Annotated in this window: 14 protein-coding genes and 1 tRNA gene; 5 read left to right on the top strand and 10 right to left on the bottom strand. The window is 31.5% G+C overall.

Going from position 1 to position 15,013, the window contains the following annotated elements; translation table 11 throughout:
- Window positions 1-4: 4 nt before the first annotated feature.
- The 3 genes from V8G56_RS01185 to V8G56_RS01175 form a co-directional block, all read right to left on the bottom strand.
- Entirely contained in the window at window positions 5-1,165 is a 1,161-nt protein-coding gene (locus V8G56_RS01185) for a GNAT family N-acetyltransferase (protein ID WP_395436614.1), read from the bottom strand.
- Between the two features lie 64 nt (window positions 1,166-1,229).
- Window positions 1,230-1,712 carry a DUF1761 domain-containing protein gene (locus V8G56_RS01180; protein ID WP_395436613.1) on the bottom strand — a complete coding sequence of 161 codons (483 nt, stop codon included), beginning with the start codon at window positions 1,710-1,712 and terminating at the stop codon, window positions 1,230-1,232.
- A 98-nt stretch (window positions 1,713-1,810) separates the two neighbouring features.
- Entirely contained in the window at window positions 1,811-3,859 is a 2,049-nt protein-coding gene (locus tag V8G56_RS01175; protein WP_395436612.1) for a glutamine--tRNA ligase/YqeY domain fusion protein, read from the bottom strand.
- Between the two features lie 101 nt (window positions 3,860-3,960).
- Here V8G56_RS01175 and folB point away from each other — a divergent pair, with 101 nt between their 5' ends.
- Window positions 3,961-4,323: a dihydroneopterin aldolase gene (folB, locus tag V8G56_RS01170; protein ID WP_395436611.1), complete on the top strand. Its 363-nt coding sequence runs from the start codon at window positions 3,961-3,963 to the stop codon at window positions 4,321-4,323.
- 49 nt (window positions 4,324-4,372) lie between these two features.
- Window positions 4,373-4,443: transfer RNA gene (locus V8G56_RS01165), tRNA-Cys, on the top strand.
- Between the two features lie 15 nt (window positions 4,444-4,458).
- Here the strand turns inward: V8G56_RS01165 and V8G56_RS01160 are convergent.
- From V8G56_RS01160 to rnr, 3 genes are all read right to left on the bottom strand, one after another.
- Entirely contained in the window at window positions 4,459-5,154 is a 696-nt protein-coding gene (locus V8G56_RS01160) for a LysE family translocator (protein ID WP_395436610.1), read from the bottom strand.
- A gap of 130 nt (window positions 5,155-5,284) precedes the next feature.
- Entirely contained in the window at window positions 5,285-5,959 is a 675-nt protein-coding gene (locus V8G56_RS01155; protein WP_395436609.1) for a head GIN domain-containing protein, read from the bottom strand.
- Window positions 5,960-5,996: 37 nt separating this feature from the next.
- Entirely contained in the window at window positions 5,997-8,186 is a 2,190-nt protein-coding gene (gene rnr, locus V8G56_RS01150; RefSeq protein ID WP_395436608.1) for a ribonuclease R, read from the bottom strand.
- Window positions 8,187-8,812: 626 nt separating this feature from the next.
- Between rnr and rpiB the strand changes: the two genes are divergently transcribed.
- From rpiB to V8G56_RS01135, 3 genes are read left to right on the top strand one after another with little or no spacing between them, the layout of a single operon-like run.
- The gene (rpiB, locus tag V8G56_RS01145) at window positions 8,813-9,247 is read left to right on the top strand and encodes a ribose 5-phosphate isomerase B (protein WP_395436607.1); all 435 of its coding nucleotides are present in this window, start codon (window positions 8,813-8,815) and stop codon (window positions 9,245-9,247) included.
- Window positions 9,248-10,165, top strand: coding sequence for a cation diffusion facilitator family transporter (locus V8G56_RS01140; RefSeq protein WP_395436606.1), 918 nt, complete (start codon window positions 9,248-9,250; stop codon window positions 10,163-10,165).
- 28 nt (window positions 10,166-10,193) lie between these two features.
- A complete protein-coding gene (locus V8G56_RS01135; protein WP_395436605.1) occupies window positions 10,194-10,637 on the top strand; it encodes a GNAT family N-acetyltransferase in 444 nt (147 codons plus the stop codon).
- Window positions 10,638-10,642: 5 nt separating this feature from the next.
- Here V8G56_RS01135 and V8G56_RS01130 read toward each other — a convergent pair whose 3' ends face one another.
- From V8G56_RS01130 to rnpA, 4 genes are all read right to left on the bottom strand, one after another.
- Window positions 10,643-11,983, bottom strand: coding sequence for a T9SS type B sorting domain-containing protein (locus V8G56_RS01130; protein WP_395436604.1), 1,341 nt, complete (start codon window positions 11,981-11,983; stop codon window positions 10,643-10,645).
- An 18-nt stretch (window positions 11,984-12,001) separates the two neighbouring features.
- A complete protein-coding gene (locus V8G56_RS01125) occupies window positions 12,002-12,847 on the bottom strand; it encodes an OmpA family protein (protein WP_395436603.1) in 846 nt (281 codons plus the stop codon).
- Window positions 12,848-12,908: 61 nt separating this feature from the next.
- Window positions 12,909-14,543: a S41 family peptidase gene (locus tag V8G56_RS01120; RefSeq protein WP_395436602.1), complete on the bottom strand. Its 1,635-nt coding sequence runs from the start codon at window positions 14,541-14,543 to the stop codon at window positions 12,909-12,911.
- Entirely contained in the window at window positions 14,527-14,931 is a 405-nt protein-coding gene (gene rnpA, locus V8G56_RS01115; RefSeq protein ID WP_395436601.1) for a ribonuclease P protein component, read from the bottom strand. Before rnpA ends, V8G56_RS01120 begins: the two co-directional genes overlap by 17 nt.
- Window positions 14,932-15,013: the final 82 nt, after the last annotated feature.

The raw sequence follows: 15,013 nt of genomic DNA, 5'->3' as shown, positions 1-15,013 counted from the left end.
GGTTTTATTTTTTAAAAGGGCGTCTTTCCTCCCATTTCTGAGTAGGATTCATGAGATTGAATATCTGTTTTAAAAGGGCGTTCACAAAACTATTTGTATATTTTAAATAGATAAACATGGTTTCTGGTTGTGCTCCAACGGAGCTTTTAATTTCCATAGCCGTACGGGCATACACAACCGACTCAAATCCATTATTAATAGCATACGCAGCCATATCATAAAGCATATTTAAATACAGCTGATTACTGTGTTGATGCTCTGAATCATACCCTAAAAAATAGGTTTCTAAAGAATTATTATTCAGGATTAAACTGTAAAAACCAATGAGTTCATTATTTAAATAATATCCAAAAACTTTAAAATCATCTAACAGATGCTCTTTCAATATTAAAAAATGATTTTTTGGTAATATAAACGTATTAAAAGACGCATTTTTAGACACGTTTTTATACAGTTTATATAAATCGATAGAGTGATTTTTTATCTCCTCAATATTTAATTCCTTGGTAATGATTGATTGCCTTTTTTGCCTAGCCCGATTAAATCTTGATCTGTATTTAGTGGTCATATCAGCAACATAATCCTGAGTACTTAACCAATTTTTTCTCGGTTTCATAACCATATTAGGCTGAACCTGCATTTTATAAAACTTTTTGGACTCAAAAACAGACTGCTCCAAGTGAATAGAATCATTTTTAAAGTAATCTTTAAAAAGAATTAAACGTATTTTTCGTTTCCTTTCTATTCTTATCCACTTTGTTAATTCTTCACATGCTTCAAATATTTTTTCAATAAACTGTGTTTGAGAAATTTTTGTTTGGTCAATAAAAATACCATGTTGCCCGGTATGAGTTAAATTACCAACTACTAAAATATTCCCTTTTAAAAACTTTGAAAGTGCGTTTTGAAGCACTTCTTTAAAACGAGTAGCACCTTCGTGTCTGAACATGTCCTTTAAATACAATTGTACTCTTTGAATAACAGCGACGCCAACAAGTTCATTTTTATTAAACACGCCAACATAATAGACACAAATGGTATTAGGACAGGCCTTTTCAAAAGCTTCTAAATAATGAGTTTGTAAAAAAATGTCGTGGCGAGTTAAACCATTCCATTCAATAATTGGAAGGTCCTTAACTGCTGTATATATTTTAAATTCTATCAAATTAAAAAAATAAAGACTGAAAACTTAGGTCATCAGTCTTTAAAAATATTAAAAGGTTACAATATTATTTCCAACCACAAATTATAGCACCCATAACCGTTAGTGTTACAATCCAATAGCCGCTATTGATTAAAATATATTTAGCGCCTTTACGCTCAAACAAGGCATTAGTCCCTAAAATTGGAAGCGCAATAAACAGCCCTGCAATAAAGCCATGAAGTGCACCGTGCTTAAAGGTTCTGAAAGCATCTCCATAATCAGTCATAAACGCGTCATAAGAAGGTAAAGCTATTGTTGGATCTCCACCAACCATACCCATAGCACCCATTTGATGAATAACTATAGTTGGTAATATAAAAGCTAACATAAAAGCAAACAGAAGCGATAAAACAAGTATTTTAACAATGTTTCCTCCTTTGATCTGCTCTTCAGTAACACCCGCGGCTTTCATCCAGGCATTTCCAAAGACTTTCGGGTTATACCAAACAAATCCAATAAATAACGCTGACACTGCAGCTGCAAGAATTGCTAAAAAATTTAATTCCATAAAAAGATAGTTTTAGTTAGAATTTAAATATAGTTAAAATTCTAATATCAATACTTTTTAGCATTTTGTAAATCAACAGTTTAAAACGATATTTCAATTTAAACAGCAGAAGCCTCAGCCACTAAAAGGGCGTCCTTATCATCTAATCCTTTCTGAATAAAAGCCTCTATTTCAGCATTTTTTTTAAGACCCTTTTTAAGTAAAACACCTAAAGTAATCATCGTGGCAATTCTGGTTCCAACTTTTTTTGCCGCTGTTGAAAACAAGGGCTCCAAATCCTCATAACTCACATTTTTAGCAAGTTCCTGAATTTCAGCTTTCGCCTTAAGTTGTTTAGCCTCAGGTAAATTAGTGTACTTTTTACCTAATTGCTGTATGACATCCAAAGCCTGTCTTTGTCGTTGATTTTGGTTGTTTTTTACTTGATTTTGACCCTCTTTTGATATTGATTTATTTGAGGTTTGAGTGGATTCCTCTTGTTTTGCCCAGGTATCACGTAACCCTACCGTTTTATTAAATATCAATAACTTTTCACTAGAATCGTCATCAACATTAAAATAGCCTAAGCGCTGAAACTGAAACCTATCTCCAACCTTGGCTTCTAATAAACTTGGTTCCACATAAACCTCAATAATTTTTAAAGAATCTGGGTTGATAAACTCCATAAAATCTTTGTCTTGATGACTGTCTGGAGATTCATCCATAAACAATCTGTCATACTCTCTTACTTCTGCTTTTATGGCATGTTTTATTGAAACCCAATGCAAAGTGCCTTTTACTTTTCTTAAACTGGCTTCGGTACCTGTTCCGCTTAAACTATCAGAATCATAAGTACAATGTATTTCGGTGATATTTCCATTCATATCCTTCACAACGCTTTCACCTTTAATGATATAAGCATTTTTAAGACGTACTTCTTTTCCTAATGCCAGCCTAAAATATTTACTGTTGGCGACTTCTTTAAAATCATCTCTTTCTATATATAATTCCTTTGAAAAAGGCACTTTTCTAAAGCCTGCCTTTTCATCTTCCTGATTATTCTCGGCTTCCAACCACTCCTCTTTTCCTTCAGGATAATTGGTAATAATTAACTTTACAGGATCTAAAACCGCCATCACACGTGGTGCTATTTTGTTTAAATCTTCACGAATACAAAATTCTAAAAGAGACACATCAATCACATTGTCGCGCTTAGCAACTCCAACCGTTTCCACAAACTTTCTAATAGCCGTGGGCGTATATCCTCTGCGTCTCAAACCAGAAATAGTAGGCATTCGCGGATCGTCCCACCCTTTTACAACGCCTTCTTCAACCAATTGGAGCAACTTTCTTTTGCTCATAATGGTATAGCTAAGGTTTAAGCGCGCAAACTCTCGTTGCTTAGGCCTAACAGTGCCGTCAGCTACAACCTGGTCTAAAAACCAATCATAAAGCTCTCTATGGGGTTTGAATTCTAAAGAACACAATGAATGTGAGATTGATTCTACATAATCACTTTCTCCGTGTGTCCAATCATACATAGGGTAAATACACCAGGTATCACCCGTTCTGTGATGCTGCTTTTTTAAAATGCGATACATGATGGGGTCACGCATTAACATATTGGGATGTTGCATGTCAATCTTTGCTCTAAGAATATGCGACCCTTCCTCAAATTCACCATTTTTCATACGGTTGAACAAATCAAGATTTTCTTCAACACTTCTGTTTCTAAATGGACTATCAACTCCTGGTTGTGTTGGTGTTCCTTTTTGTTCAGCCATAGCTTCTGAAGATTGAGAATCAACATACGCTTTTCCTTCTTTAATTAATTTAACAGCCCAATCAAAAAGCTGTTGAAAGTAATCTGAAGAATATAATTCCTTGTCCCACGTATATCCCAACCACGATACGTCTTTTTTAATCGCATCAACATACTCTTGCTCTTCTTTCGCCGGGTTTGTATCATCAAAACGCAGATTAACAGGTGCATTATATTTTTCACCCAAACCAAAACTAATGCCAATAGCTTTTGTGTGGCCAATGTGCAAATAGCCATTTGGTTCTGGTGGAAAACGAAAACGCAATTCGTTTTTGTCCATTCCATTAGCCAAATCTTCCTCAATGATTTGCTCTAAAAAATTTAGTGGTTTTTTTTCTTCAGACATAAAATAATAGCCAGTAGCTAGTTTATGATTTTAAATGATACCTATTAATCAAAAAATATTGTGTAAAATTAGGTAATTTTGATGACTTAAAAAGCCATACTATGGGAATTATAAAAGTTGAAAACATACGTGTGTTTGCGCATCATGGTTGTCTTCGGGAAGAAACAAAAATAGGTAGTGATTATCGCGTAGATTTAAAAGTTGAAGCCAACCTAGAAACCTCTGCAAAATCTGATAAACTTATTGATACTGTTGATTATGTTTTATTAAACCGTATTGTAAGAGACGAAATGAGTAAACCTGCTTATCTCTTAGAAACCGTGGGTAAACGTATTTTAGATAGAATTTTTAAAGAAGCTCATCTGGTAAACAAAGCAACTGTATGGGTAAGTAAATTAAACCCACCTATTGGGGGTGATGTTGAAAAAGTAACGATTAAAATGACCGATAAACGTAAAAAGTAAATAATAGTCAGAAAAACTCTATTTTTTTTTATATTTGCAGTCAGAAAATGGCGTTGTGGCCGAGTGGCTAGGCAGAGGTCTGCAAAACCTTCTACAGCGGTTCGAATCCGCTCGACGCCTCAAAAAACCTTCAGATCAATCTGAGGGTTTTTCTTTTATAATATTAATCTTTTCAAACTTTTCTTTGATCAATTCCTTTTCTTTAGGAAAAAAAGCTTGTACTAAAAGTAAAACACCAAAGCCTAAAATGACTAAGGCTATAATTTTTTTTGTTTTAAAAATAATTCGTGGGGTTAGTTTATTCTTTAATTTTTTAGAAACGGCTATTTTAACCAGGTCTATTAAAAAATAGACTATTAAAATGGTTGATAAAAATACAATGACCCCTTCTTTATTGTCTGTTAAAGAATTAGCTAAAACTATAAAAGCAACCCAGCCCAATAAGACGCCAATGTTAATAAAATTAAGTAAAAAACCTTTTAAAAATAATTTACCATATTTTTTTTGAATGTCAATTCTATGATATTCTTTAACAATATCTCTGAAAGATTTAGAGGTTTTTATAAATGAAATAAAACCATAAACAACTAACAAAACACCACCAAAAACCAAAAAATTAGGATCATCTTTTATTTTATCTAACAATTTGTTGGTACTATAAAAAGCCACAAGAATAAATAAAATATCCGCAAACATAACACCTAGGTCAAATATTAAGGCGCTCTTAAACCCTTTTGTAACGCTGGTTTCAAGAAGCACAAAAAAAACAGGTCCTATAGTGAAGGCTAATATCACACCAAAAGGAATTGCTCTTATAATATCTTCAAACATAAATTTCTATGCGTTTATACAAAGTAAAGAAATATTATATAGATTATTATTGATTTGGATTTGATTTCATTTTTTACAATAAAAAAAGCCTGTTAAAAACAAGCTTTTTTTAATATCTTTTTTCCGATAGTTAATTCATTCGTTTTACTCTGCCTCCTAATACTTTACTTTCATTAACGGTTTCTGGGTTGCCATAAATAAAAACATCTCCTCCTGCCCTTATTTTTATATCAACCACTTTACTTGCTTTTACATAAGCCTCACCTGCGGCATTGATAGATACTTCCGTATTTTCAGTCTCATTATTTTCCCCCTTAAAAATCCCTCCAGTTAATAAAGAAACATCTTGCTTTTTAGACTTCCCTGAGACTTCTACAATACCACCCGTTACTGCTTTAACATTTAAATATGAAACATCACAAAAAATATTGATAGAGCCTCCTTCTTGTGATCTTAAATCTAGTTCAAATTGTTTTATCTCATCTTTAGAATAAATTTTTGCCCCTTCATTAGCGTCAAGAACATCAACAGCTGTATAATACAAAATAACTTTAGTGTTGTTGCCATCAAAAAGCTTTTCAATATTCATTTTAATCTTCAGCTTTCCATTTTTATTATTTACCACAACATCTTTATTGTTTTTTCCTGAAATAGTAATTTTATTTTCGTTGGATTTTATCATTTCAACTTCTATTAAATCAAAAACTTTAAGTTCAGTAAATTCACCTATGGTTTTTTCAATGGAATTTTGTGCTGATAAGGATACAGCATAAACAAATACTAATAATGTCAATAAGCGTTTCATGTTTTTATTTTTTTATATAACGTCATGGTATCAATAATTATTCCTCTTTTTTACCAATTAAATTAAAATCTAAATGTTTTTTAACTAAATCAGTGTTTTTAACTCTTACAATCACCTCATCACCAAGTTGATACATGTTTTTTGTGGTCTTACCAACTAAAGCATATTGACCTTCATCAAACACATAATGATCATCTTTAATATCCCTAACACTTACCATTCCTTCGCACTTATTAGAAATAATTTCAACATAAATTCCCCAATCTGTTACTCCGGAAATAACTCCCAAAAATTCTTCGTTTTTATGATCTTCCATAAAACGTATTTGCATATATTTTATAGAGTCACGCTCCGCTTTAGTAGCTAAATTTTCCATATTACTGGAGTGATTGCATTTATCTTCATAAATATCTTCATTAACAGATTTCCCTCCATCCAGATATAATTGTAATAAACGATGGGCCATCACATCAGGGTAACGACGAATTGGAGATGTAAAATGACTGTAATAATCAAACGCTAAACCATAATGACCTATATTATGAGTGGTGTATTCTGCCTTACTCATGGTCCGTATAGTTAAAGTATCAACTAAATTTTGTTCTTTTTTACCAACTACTTCTTGTAATAAATTATTTAACGAAGCTGTTGTGGTTTTTCTATCTTTAAAATTTAATTTATAACCAAACTTTGATACCACCCCTTGCAGCGTAGCAAGTTTACTGACGTCCGGTTCGTCGTGTACACGATATATAAAGGTTTTTTTAGGGGATTGTTTACCTATAAATTCTGCCACTTTCTTATTAGCAAGTAACATAAATTCTTCAATTAATTTATTAGCATCCTTAGTTGTTTTAAAAAACACCCCTACAGGATTAGCCTCTGCGTCCAAATCAAACTTCACTTCCACTTTATCAAATGATATAGCACCTTCATTCATACGCCTTTTACGCATGATTTTAGCTAGTTCATCTAACTTTAAGACAGCTTGTGTTATTTCTGGTGACGTTTGATATGGCTCACCAGTCAAAGAAACCTCTTGAGGTATATTATTTGATTTTGATTCTATAATTGCTTGCGCTTCTTCATAAGCAAACCTAGCATCACTATAAGTAACTGTTCTACCAAACCATTGTTCTTTTACTTCAGCTTTGTTATTAATTTTAAAGACTGCTGAAAAGGTGTATTTTTCTTCATGTGGTCTTAAAGAACATGCGTTGTTTGATAATACTTCAGGAAGCATAGGCACTACTCTATCTACTAAATAAACAGAGGTTGCGCGTTCATAAGCTTCATCATCCAGTATAGTTCCTTCTTGTAAATAATGAGACACATCTGCAATGTGAATCCCTATTTCATAGAGTCCATTATCTAAAATTTTAAAAGATAAAGCATCATCAAAATCTTTAGCATCTTTAGGGTCGATAGTAAAGGTTAAAACGTTTCGCATATCTCTGCGCTTTGCAATTTCTTCAGCTGTAATAGACGTATCTAAAGTATCAGCAAAATTTTCAACTTCATGCGGAAATTCATAAGGTAATCCGTATTCAGCCAAAATAGAATGAATCTCTGTATTATGTTCTCCCGGTTTACCTAAAACCTGTAACACTTTTCCATTAGGTGAATCTGCATTTTCTGGCCAGTCTTCTAATGAAACCAACACTTTATCACCATCTTCCGCTTTATTTATTTTATTAATAGGTACAAAAATATCTTTGTACATTTTATTACTATCAGGTATTACAAAGGCATAATTATTATGTACTTGAATAACTCCTACATATTCACTTTTAGCTCGCTTAATAACCTGCGTTATTTCTCCTTCCATCTTACCTCTTTTACGTCTTTTATAAACGTAAAACTCAACTTCATCACCATTTAAGGCTCTATTTATATTATTGGATGCTATAAAAATATCTTCATCAAAATCATCACAAATAACATAACCAGATCCTTTTACAGATAAGTCTAAAATTCCTGAATGGTATTCCGTAGTAACAATAGCTTTGAATTTACCACGTTCAAATTCCTCTATTTCTTTCTGAGCTGCTAAAGCATGTAATTTTTTTATTATTTGGTTTCGACTACTGGCATCATTAACTCCTAGTTTAGAAGCAATTTGTTTATAGTTAAAACTTTGGTTTCTATCTTTTTTTAAAATACTTAGAATTGTATTTGTAAGGTTAGAAATCTTTTGAGATGATTTCTGTTTTTTATGTCTTGTCATTTAAATTTTTTGTAATCATATTAATTTCCTAAGATACTGGAAATTGAGTTATTATATAGCTCTTTTTTAGGAGAAGATTAGCTATTTATTTTTTACAAAGTTACACTTTAAATATTAAAACATATTTTTTAAACGTTATGTTAAGTTAAAATTAACTTATCCACATTATATATTATATTATTAATTTCTTTTTAAAATTTAAAAAAATAATGATGGTTATTATAGTCTGTTAATATGTGCAATAACTTTTTTACATTTTATTTTGATATCAATTTATTTACCTTCTATTAATAGTTAATGAACAAGTTATATTTCTTTAAAATATTCATTTTAAGGTGTTTTATATTTAATATTAACCGTTGTTAATAACTAAAAATATAAGATGTTTTGTTATAAGTATTTTTATTTTTTATGTTGGTATCATATAAAATTAGTGTAACAACTTTTATATAAAAAAATATTAAAAATTAGGTCATTCTTTTCAAGTTTTTGATTGTATTTTTTTTTGAATTAAAACCATTTTACTTTTAATTAATTATAAACAGTTATGAACAGATAATGAATAGTGTTATAAACTAAAATTATAAGACATATTTATTACCTTTACTTCTTAAAAATTATATATTATGACTATTTCAATTGGCAATGATCACGCTGGTGTTGAGTATAAATTTGAAATTATAAAACATTTAAAATTAAAAGGTTATACTATAAAAAATTATGGTACTGATACTACAGATAGTGTAGACTATCCAGACTTTATTCATCCTGTTGCTTCAGATGTTGAAGAAAAAAGAGCGGACTTTGGAATTATTATTTGCGGAAGTGGAAATGGTGCTAATATGACAGCAAATAAACATCAAGGTGTACGTTCAGCTTTATGTTGGAATAAAGAGATTGTAGCTTTAGCAAGACAACATAATAATGCTAATATTTTATCTATTCCAGCTCGTTTTACAGCACTTCAACAAGTTATAGAAATGGTTGATACTTTTTTTGAAACTAAATTTGAAGGTGGGCGTCATCAGGCACGTGTAAATAAGATCCCTACTTCTTGTTAAATGAGTAATTTACACACGCACAACCATCAGCATTCCCATAAACAACTTAAAGGAAGAAATCTTTTTATTTCTATTTTATTAAACATTCTTATCACTGTTGCTCAGGTAATAGGTGGTTTAGTTTCTGGAAGTTTAGCATTATTAAGCGATGCGTTACACAATTTCACAGATGTAATATCTCTTATGGTTAGTTATATAGCAACTGTTTTATCAAAAAAATCGGCTTCTTTACATAAAACATTTGGTTATAAGCGTGCAGAAATTTTAGCTGCTTTTGTTAATGCGGCAACTTTAATTATTGTTGCTATCCTTTTAATTAAAGAAGCTACTATTAGATTTCAACACCCACATGAAATTAAATCAGGCTTGGTTATTTGGCTATCATTATTAGGGATTATAGTTAACGGACTGAGTGTATTATTATTAAAAAAAGATTCAGAAAGAAATATGAATATGCGATCAGCCTATTTACATTTATTAACAGATATGTTAGCTAGTGTAGCGGTGTTAATAGGAGGGTTATTGATGAAATTTTATGAGATTTACTGGATAGACAGCGTTTTAACTCTTATTATAGCCTTGTATTTAGTGTGGGTTGGTTTTGATTTATTAAAGGATTCTTTTCATGTACTGATGTTATTTGCTCCAGAAAACATACCAATTCAAGATATTGTTAAAGAAGTTCAAGAACTAGAGCAAATAAAAAATGTTCATCATGTACATGTGTGGCAATTGAATGAGGATGAAACCCATTTTGAAGCCCATGTTGATTTTCATGAGAATATTACTTTATCTCAGTTTGATGAAGTTTTGAATGAAATTGAAGAACTTTTATTTCATAAGTTCAAAATTAATCATGTGAATATTCAACCTGAATTCGGAAAATGTGGACCAAAAGATGTCATTGTTCAAGATTGATTATCATATAATTTTATAGGTTTTAATTATGATAGATATACAAATAAAAACTTTTGAGGAACTTTCAAAACAAGAGCTGTATAGAATTTTACAATTGCGCAGTGAGGTCTTTGTGGTTGAACAAGATTGTGTATATCAAGATATTGATGGTAAAGACGAAAAAGCACTTCATGTTATTGGTGTAAAGGAAAACATTATTATTGCTTATACACGCCTTTTTAAACCTGGCGATTATTTTGAAAAAGCGAGTATTGGTAGGGTGGTAGTAGCCAAAGACCAGCGCCACTATAAATATGGAAATGATATTATGAAGGCTTCAATTCAGGGAATAAAGCAGCATTATAATGAGACTTATATTAAGATTTCAGCACAGGCTTATTTAAAATCTTTTTATAATAATTTAGGCTTTCAGGAAGTTGGTGAGGAATATTTAGAAGATGATATTCCACATATTGCCATGATCAAACATTAATAACCTTATCGCTTTAATGTAAAATGTCCTTTTAATACTTCACCTGTTTGTAGGGTTATGACATACCAATAATCATTAGTTTCCATTGGTTTCCCATTAAAAGAACCGTTCCAACCTATATTAGGGCCTAAAGACTTAAGCAATTTCCCGTAATGGTCAAAAATCGCAATGTTTTTAATATTGTTTAAAAAATCTTTGACTACCCAAAAATCGTGATGACCATCATTATTTGGTGTAAAATATTTCGGAATATAAAAAGGCTCTTCGGTAATTATTACTCTAAAACTGGTTTCATTACTATCACAAAAGGTCTCGTTATATATAAAAATAGTTTGTGAGGTGTTTATAAAATCTCCTGGAGACAAATTAATTCCTGTTCCTCCAGAACCAGTAAAATAACTTCCATAAGTTAAATTAGGTAAGATATAAGTAGCACCAATAAAATTATCTTGAGAATCTACATTAACAAAAGCTTTACAATCATTAATAGAGTATGTATAATTTGTAAACGACGTTGGGATCCAGGAAGAAGGATTCCCAGAAGGATTGTCAACAACCACGCAACTTAAGTTAGGATTGTTTGAAAAGTCAAATGCGTTTAACGCATTATTATTACCGTTTTTTATATTGATTTGACATAAATTATTATCCCTACAAATTACTTCCGTGATTTGATTATTTAATGATAAATCTAGCACTTCTAACAGATTGAAGCTTAAATCAAGGGTAATAAGAATCAAGTTTTTTGATATATCTAAATCACTAATTTGATTAATACTACAATTAAGATTTACTAAGTTGTTATTATTACTAATATCTAAACTAGTTAAAAAGTTATTACTGCAATTAAAAGTTGTAAGTGTGCTGTTTATAGAAACATCAATAGTGGTTATTTGATTCGTTTCAAAAACCAACACATTAAGAGCCGGATTGTTTGTAACATTTAAATTAGTTAATTGATTGTTGTCGCAAACTAAAGAAATTAATTTAGTGTTTTTGCTAACATCTAAAGCAGAAAGTTCATTATTTGAGCACCAAAAAATCTGTAAATCAATAAGAGGAGACACATTAATAGTGGTGATTGAATTAGAGCCACAAAACAATTGAGTTAATCCTATAAAATCTTGAATACCTGTAATATCAGATATGTTTTTAGCTTGCACGTCTAAAGAAGTTAAATAGCTAATATTGCTGGTTGGAACCATCCCATCTAAAGGACCACTATCATGACCCAAATCAATTAAAGCTTGTTCAAAATTAGGATCAGGAATAAGGGTGTTTTGAGAAAAGCCAGTAATACTCAGAGCCAAGAGAGAAAAGAAACATATTATGAATTTTTTACTCAAAATAAAAAGGCGTTTATGTTATGGTTCTTTTACGTAAGTAATTAGAATTTCAACACGGCGGTCATCCTTTGGATCACCTCCTAAGGGAAACAAACGTCTTAACCCCACATATTTCATACGTTTTGGATTAATACCTTTTTTAACAAAATAATCATAAACAAATTTAGCCCGCGCCACGGATAAATTTCTTTTTTTTGTTTTTCTATCAACCGCGTCTCTACTATATTGCGTGCAGCAGACATGTCCCTGAATAGTAAAATAAATATCTTTTCTTTCTACTAAAGATTTAGCAATAGCCTCTAATACGGGTTTTGATTCAGACACCATAGTACTGTATCCGGTTTTGAACAAAATATTTTCAAAGACTATTTTATCTCCAATTTTAAGATTCCCCTTTATCTGTTCGGGTACATCTTTCTTTATTACAGCTGCTTCCGTTTGTTTTTCTTGAATTGTTTTAGGTGGTTTAGGGTTAATGATTATTTCTACCTTCCTATTCAATCCCCTAATTTTTATGAGGTCCTTTTCATCAACAATTTTTAAAAGAATTTCCCCTTTGCCATCAACATTACTTATTAATGATTCACTTATTTCATTATTAGCAAAAATGGCTTTAATAGCATTGGCACGATCTTGAGAAAGTTTTAAGTTATATTCTGAAGCTCCAATATCATCACAAAAACCATAAATTGAAATAGATTCTATATCAATATCTGAAAGGGAAGAAATAAACAATAACAAGCGGTTTTCTTCTGTTACAGGTACGTCATATTTGTCTGTTTCAAAATAAACTTCGTGGGTTAATTTATTTTGAGAAACAGTTAATTGACCAATTAATATGATGGATAGAAACAATTTATTCATTACTGAGGCACATAATAATTTTTTAAATATACTATTTTTAATTATTCAATTGATGCTCAAATCATCTTAAATACTCTAAGTAAGTAGTTGGGCTTCCAAGAATTTCAGTTGCTTTCTTTATTTCAGGATCGTGTTGTTTGAAATAGTCATATAATCCTTCTCTATACACATATCTCTTGACAATTTCTTCCGTTAAAAGCTCTAAGAGGTAATCTTTGTTAATGTCTAAACCCGCTAATTTGGACTTGTTTAAGTTAGAAATCAGCATATTATAATCACTTTTAATATCGTCGTCTAAATCTTCTGTTTTTGCTTCATCAAAGGCTTTTTTGAGGGCTTTTTCGGTATTCGTTTCAAAAGAAAAGTTCTTGGTATTTAAAAAGTTTTTAAAGTCATCAAAATCTGAAGCGGCCAACTTAAAAGCATCAATATTTTCCACTTTGTTTTTATAGTAGAAATTGGTGGCATAATCAAAAATTAGATTATTATTTTCTATAGCCTTGGTCAACGCCGTATTTTTTGAACTATTCATCTCTTCATCAGGAAACACACCACCACCATCAAAAACTTTACGCCCATTTTTGGTTTTAAACTCATTATAGTTTTCTTGTTTTACACGCACGGCTTCACCTTTTTCATTTCGGTGCCAATAATCTAAAGCCTGAATACATCTGCCAGAGGGCGTATAATAGCGCGAAATGGTAATTTTTATCTGCGTGCCATAAGTTAAAAGTTTAGGGCGTTGCACCAGTCCTTTTCCAAAACTTCTTGAGCCCACAATGACCGCTCGGTCTAAATCCTGTAAAGAACCGGATACAATTTCACTTGCTGAGGCACTATTGCCATCAATTAAAACTACTAAAGGAATCTCTGTATCAATCGGCTCTCTTTGTGTGAAATAGGTGCGATTGTATTTTTTAACTTTAGACTTTGTTGTAACTACCAACTGCCCTTTAGGAACAAACATGTTTACAATATCAATGGCTTCATTAACCAATCCACCAGGGTTTCCTCGCAGGTCCAAAACAAGGCGTTTAGCTCCTTGGGCTTTTAAGTCTCTAACCGCATAACTGGTTTGAGAAGCCGCTTTTTCACTAAACTGACTTAAAACAATATACCCTGTTTTTTCGTTAATCATTGAAAAATGAGGCACGGCTTTTATTTCCACTTCAGCGCGTTTAATAGTGGCTGTTTTTGTATTGCCTTGGCGTTTATAGGTAACCTCAGCCGTTGTTCCCGGTGCTCCTTTTAACAACTCACCAGCATCATCTTTATAGTTTTCCAGGAGGATGTTACCTACTTTTATAATTTCGTCACCCGCTTTTAAACCAGCCTTGTCTGCGGGATAATCTTTATAGGGTTCTACAATAACTAATTTATCATTCAGTGTTCTTACTTTAGCTCCAATTCCAATGTAATCACCGGTATTATTTATACGTGCCGCTTCAACATCCTGTTCATTCATAAAATTAGTATAAGGATCCAAATCCTTTAACATACTTTTTATAGCTGTATCCATTAAATCACCAGGATTGGTGTCGTCAACATAATTCATATTGACCTCTTTAAATAGAGTTGTAAAAATTTCTATTTGTTTCGCTATTTCAAAAAAGTCATTTTGAAAGGCGGTTCCGGTTATAAAAACAGTAACGGCCAATAAAAGGATAACAATCTTTTTTTTAAGAATCTGCTTCATTTTCTAAGGGTGTCATATTTGAGGTTACTTTTGAAAATTTATAAAATAACTGAGCCATTTTATTTTCAAGCTGCATTAACGTTGGTATTTCTTTACCAATATACAAAATCATAAACGCATACGGCGTGGAAATGTTGTCAAAATAATGAGCTTTGTTTAACCTAAAAGCTTCACGCATAAGACGTTTTATTCTGTTTCTATCTACCGCACGCTTAAAATGTTTTTTACTAACTGAAACGCCTGTTTTAAAAAGCACGCCATCATCAAAGGGGGTTGATATGTAAACCAGACGCAAAGGAAAAGCGCTTAACGACTGCCCTTCAGAAAAAAGGGTATCAATGAGTTTTTTGCTTTTTAGCTTTTCTTTTTTATTAAAGGTGAATTTCAATGGCGTTGTTTTTAAAAACCAAAGGTAGTAAAATATAAAAGTTACTTTAAGAAACCGATAATTTTTAGAAGTATTCGTTTAA

The organism is Gaetbulibacter aquiaggeris, from assembly GCF_044003965.1.
Lineage (GTDB): Bacteria > Bacteroidota > Bacteroidia > Flavobacteriales > Flavobacteriaceae > Yeosuana > Yeosuana aquiaggeris.
Note: the sequence above shows the minus strand (reverse complement) of the source record. Positions and strands in the feature narration are given on the sequence as shown.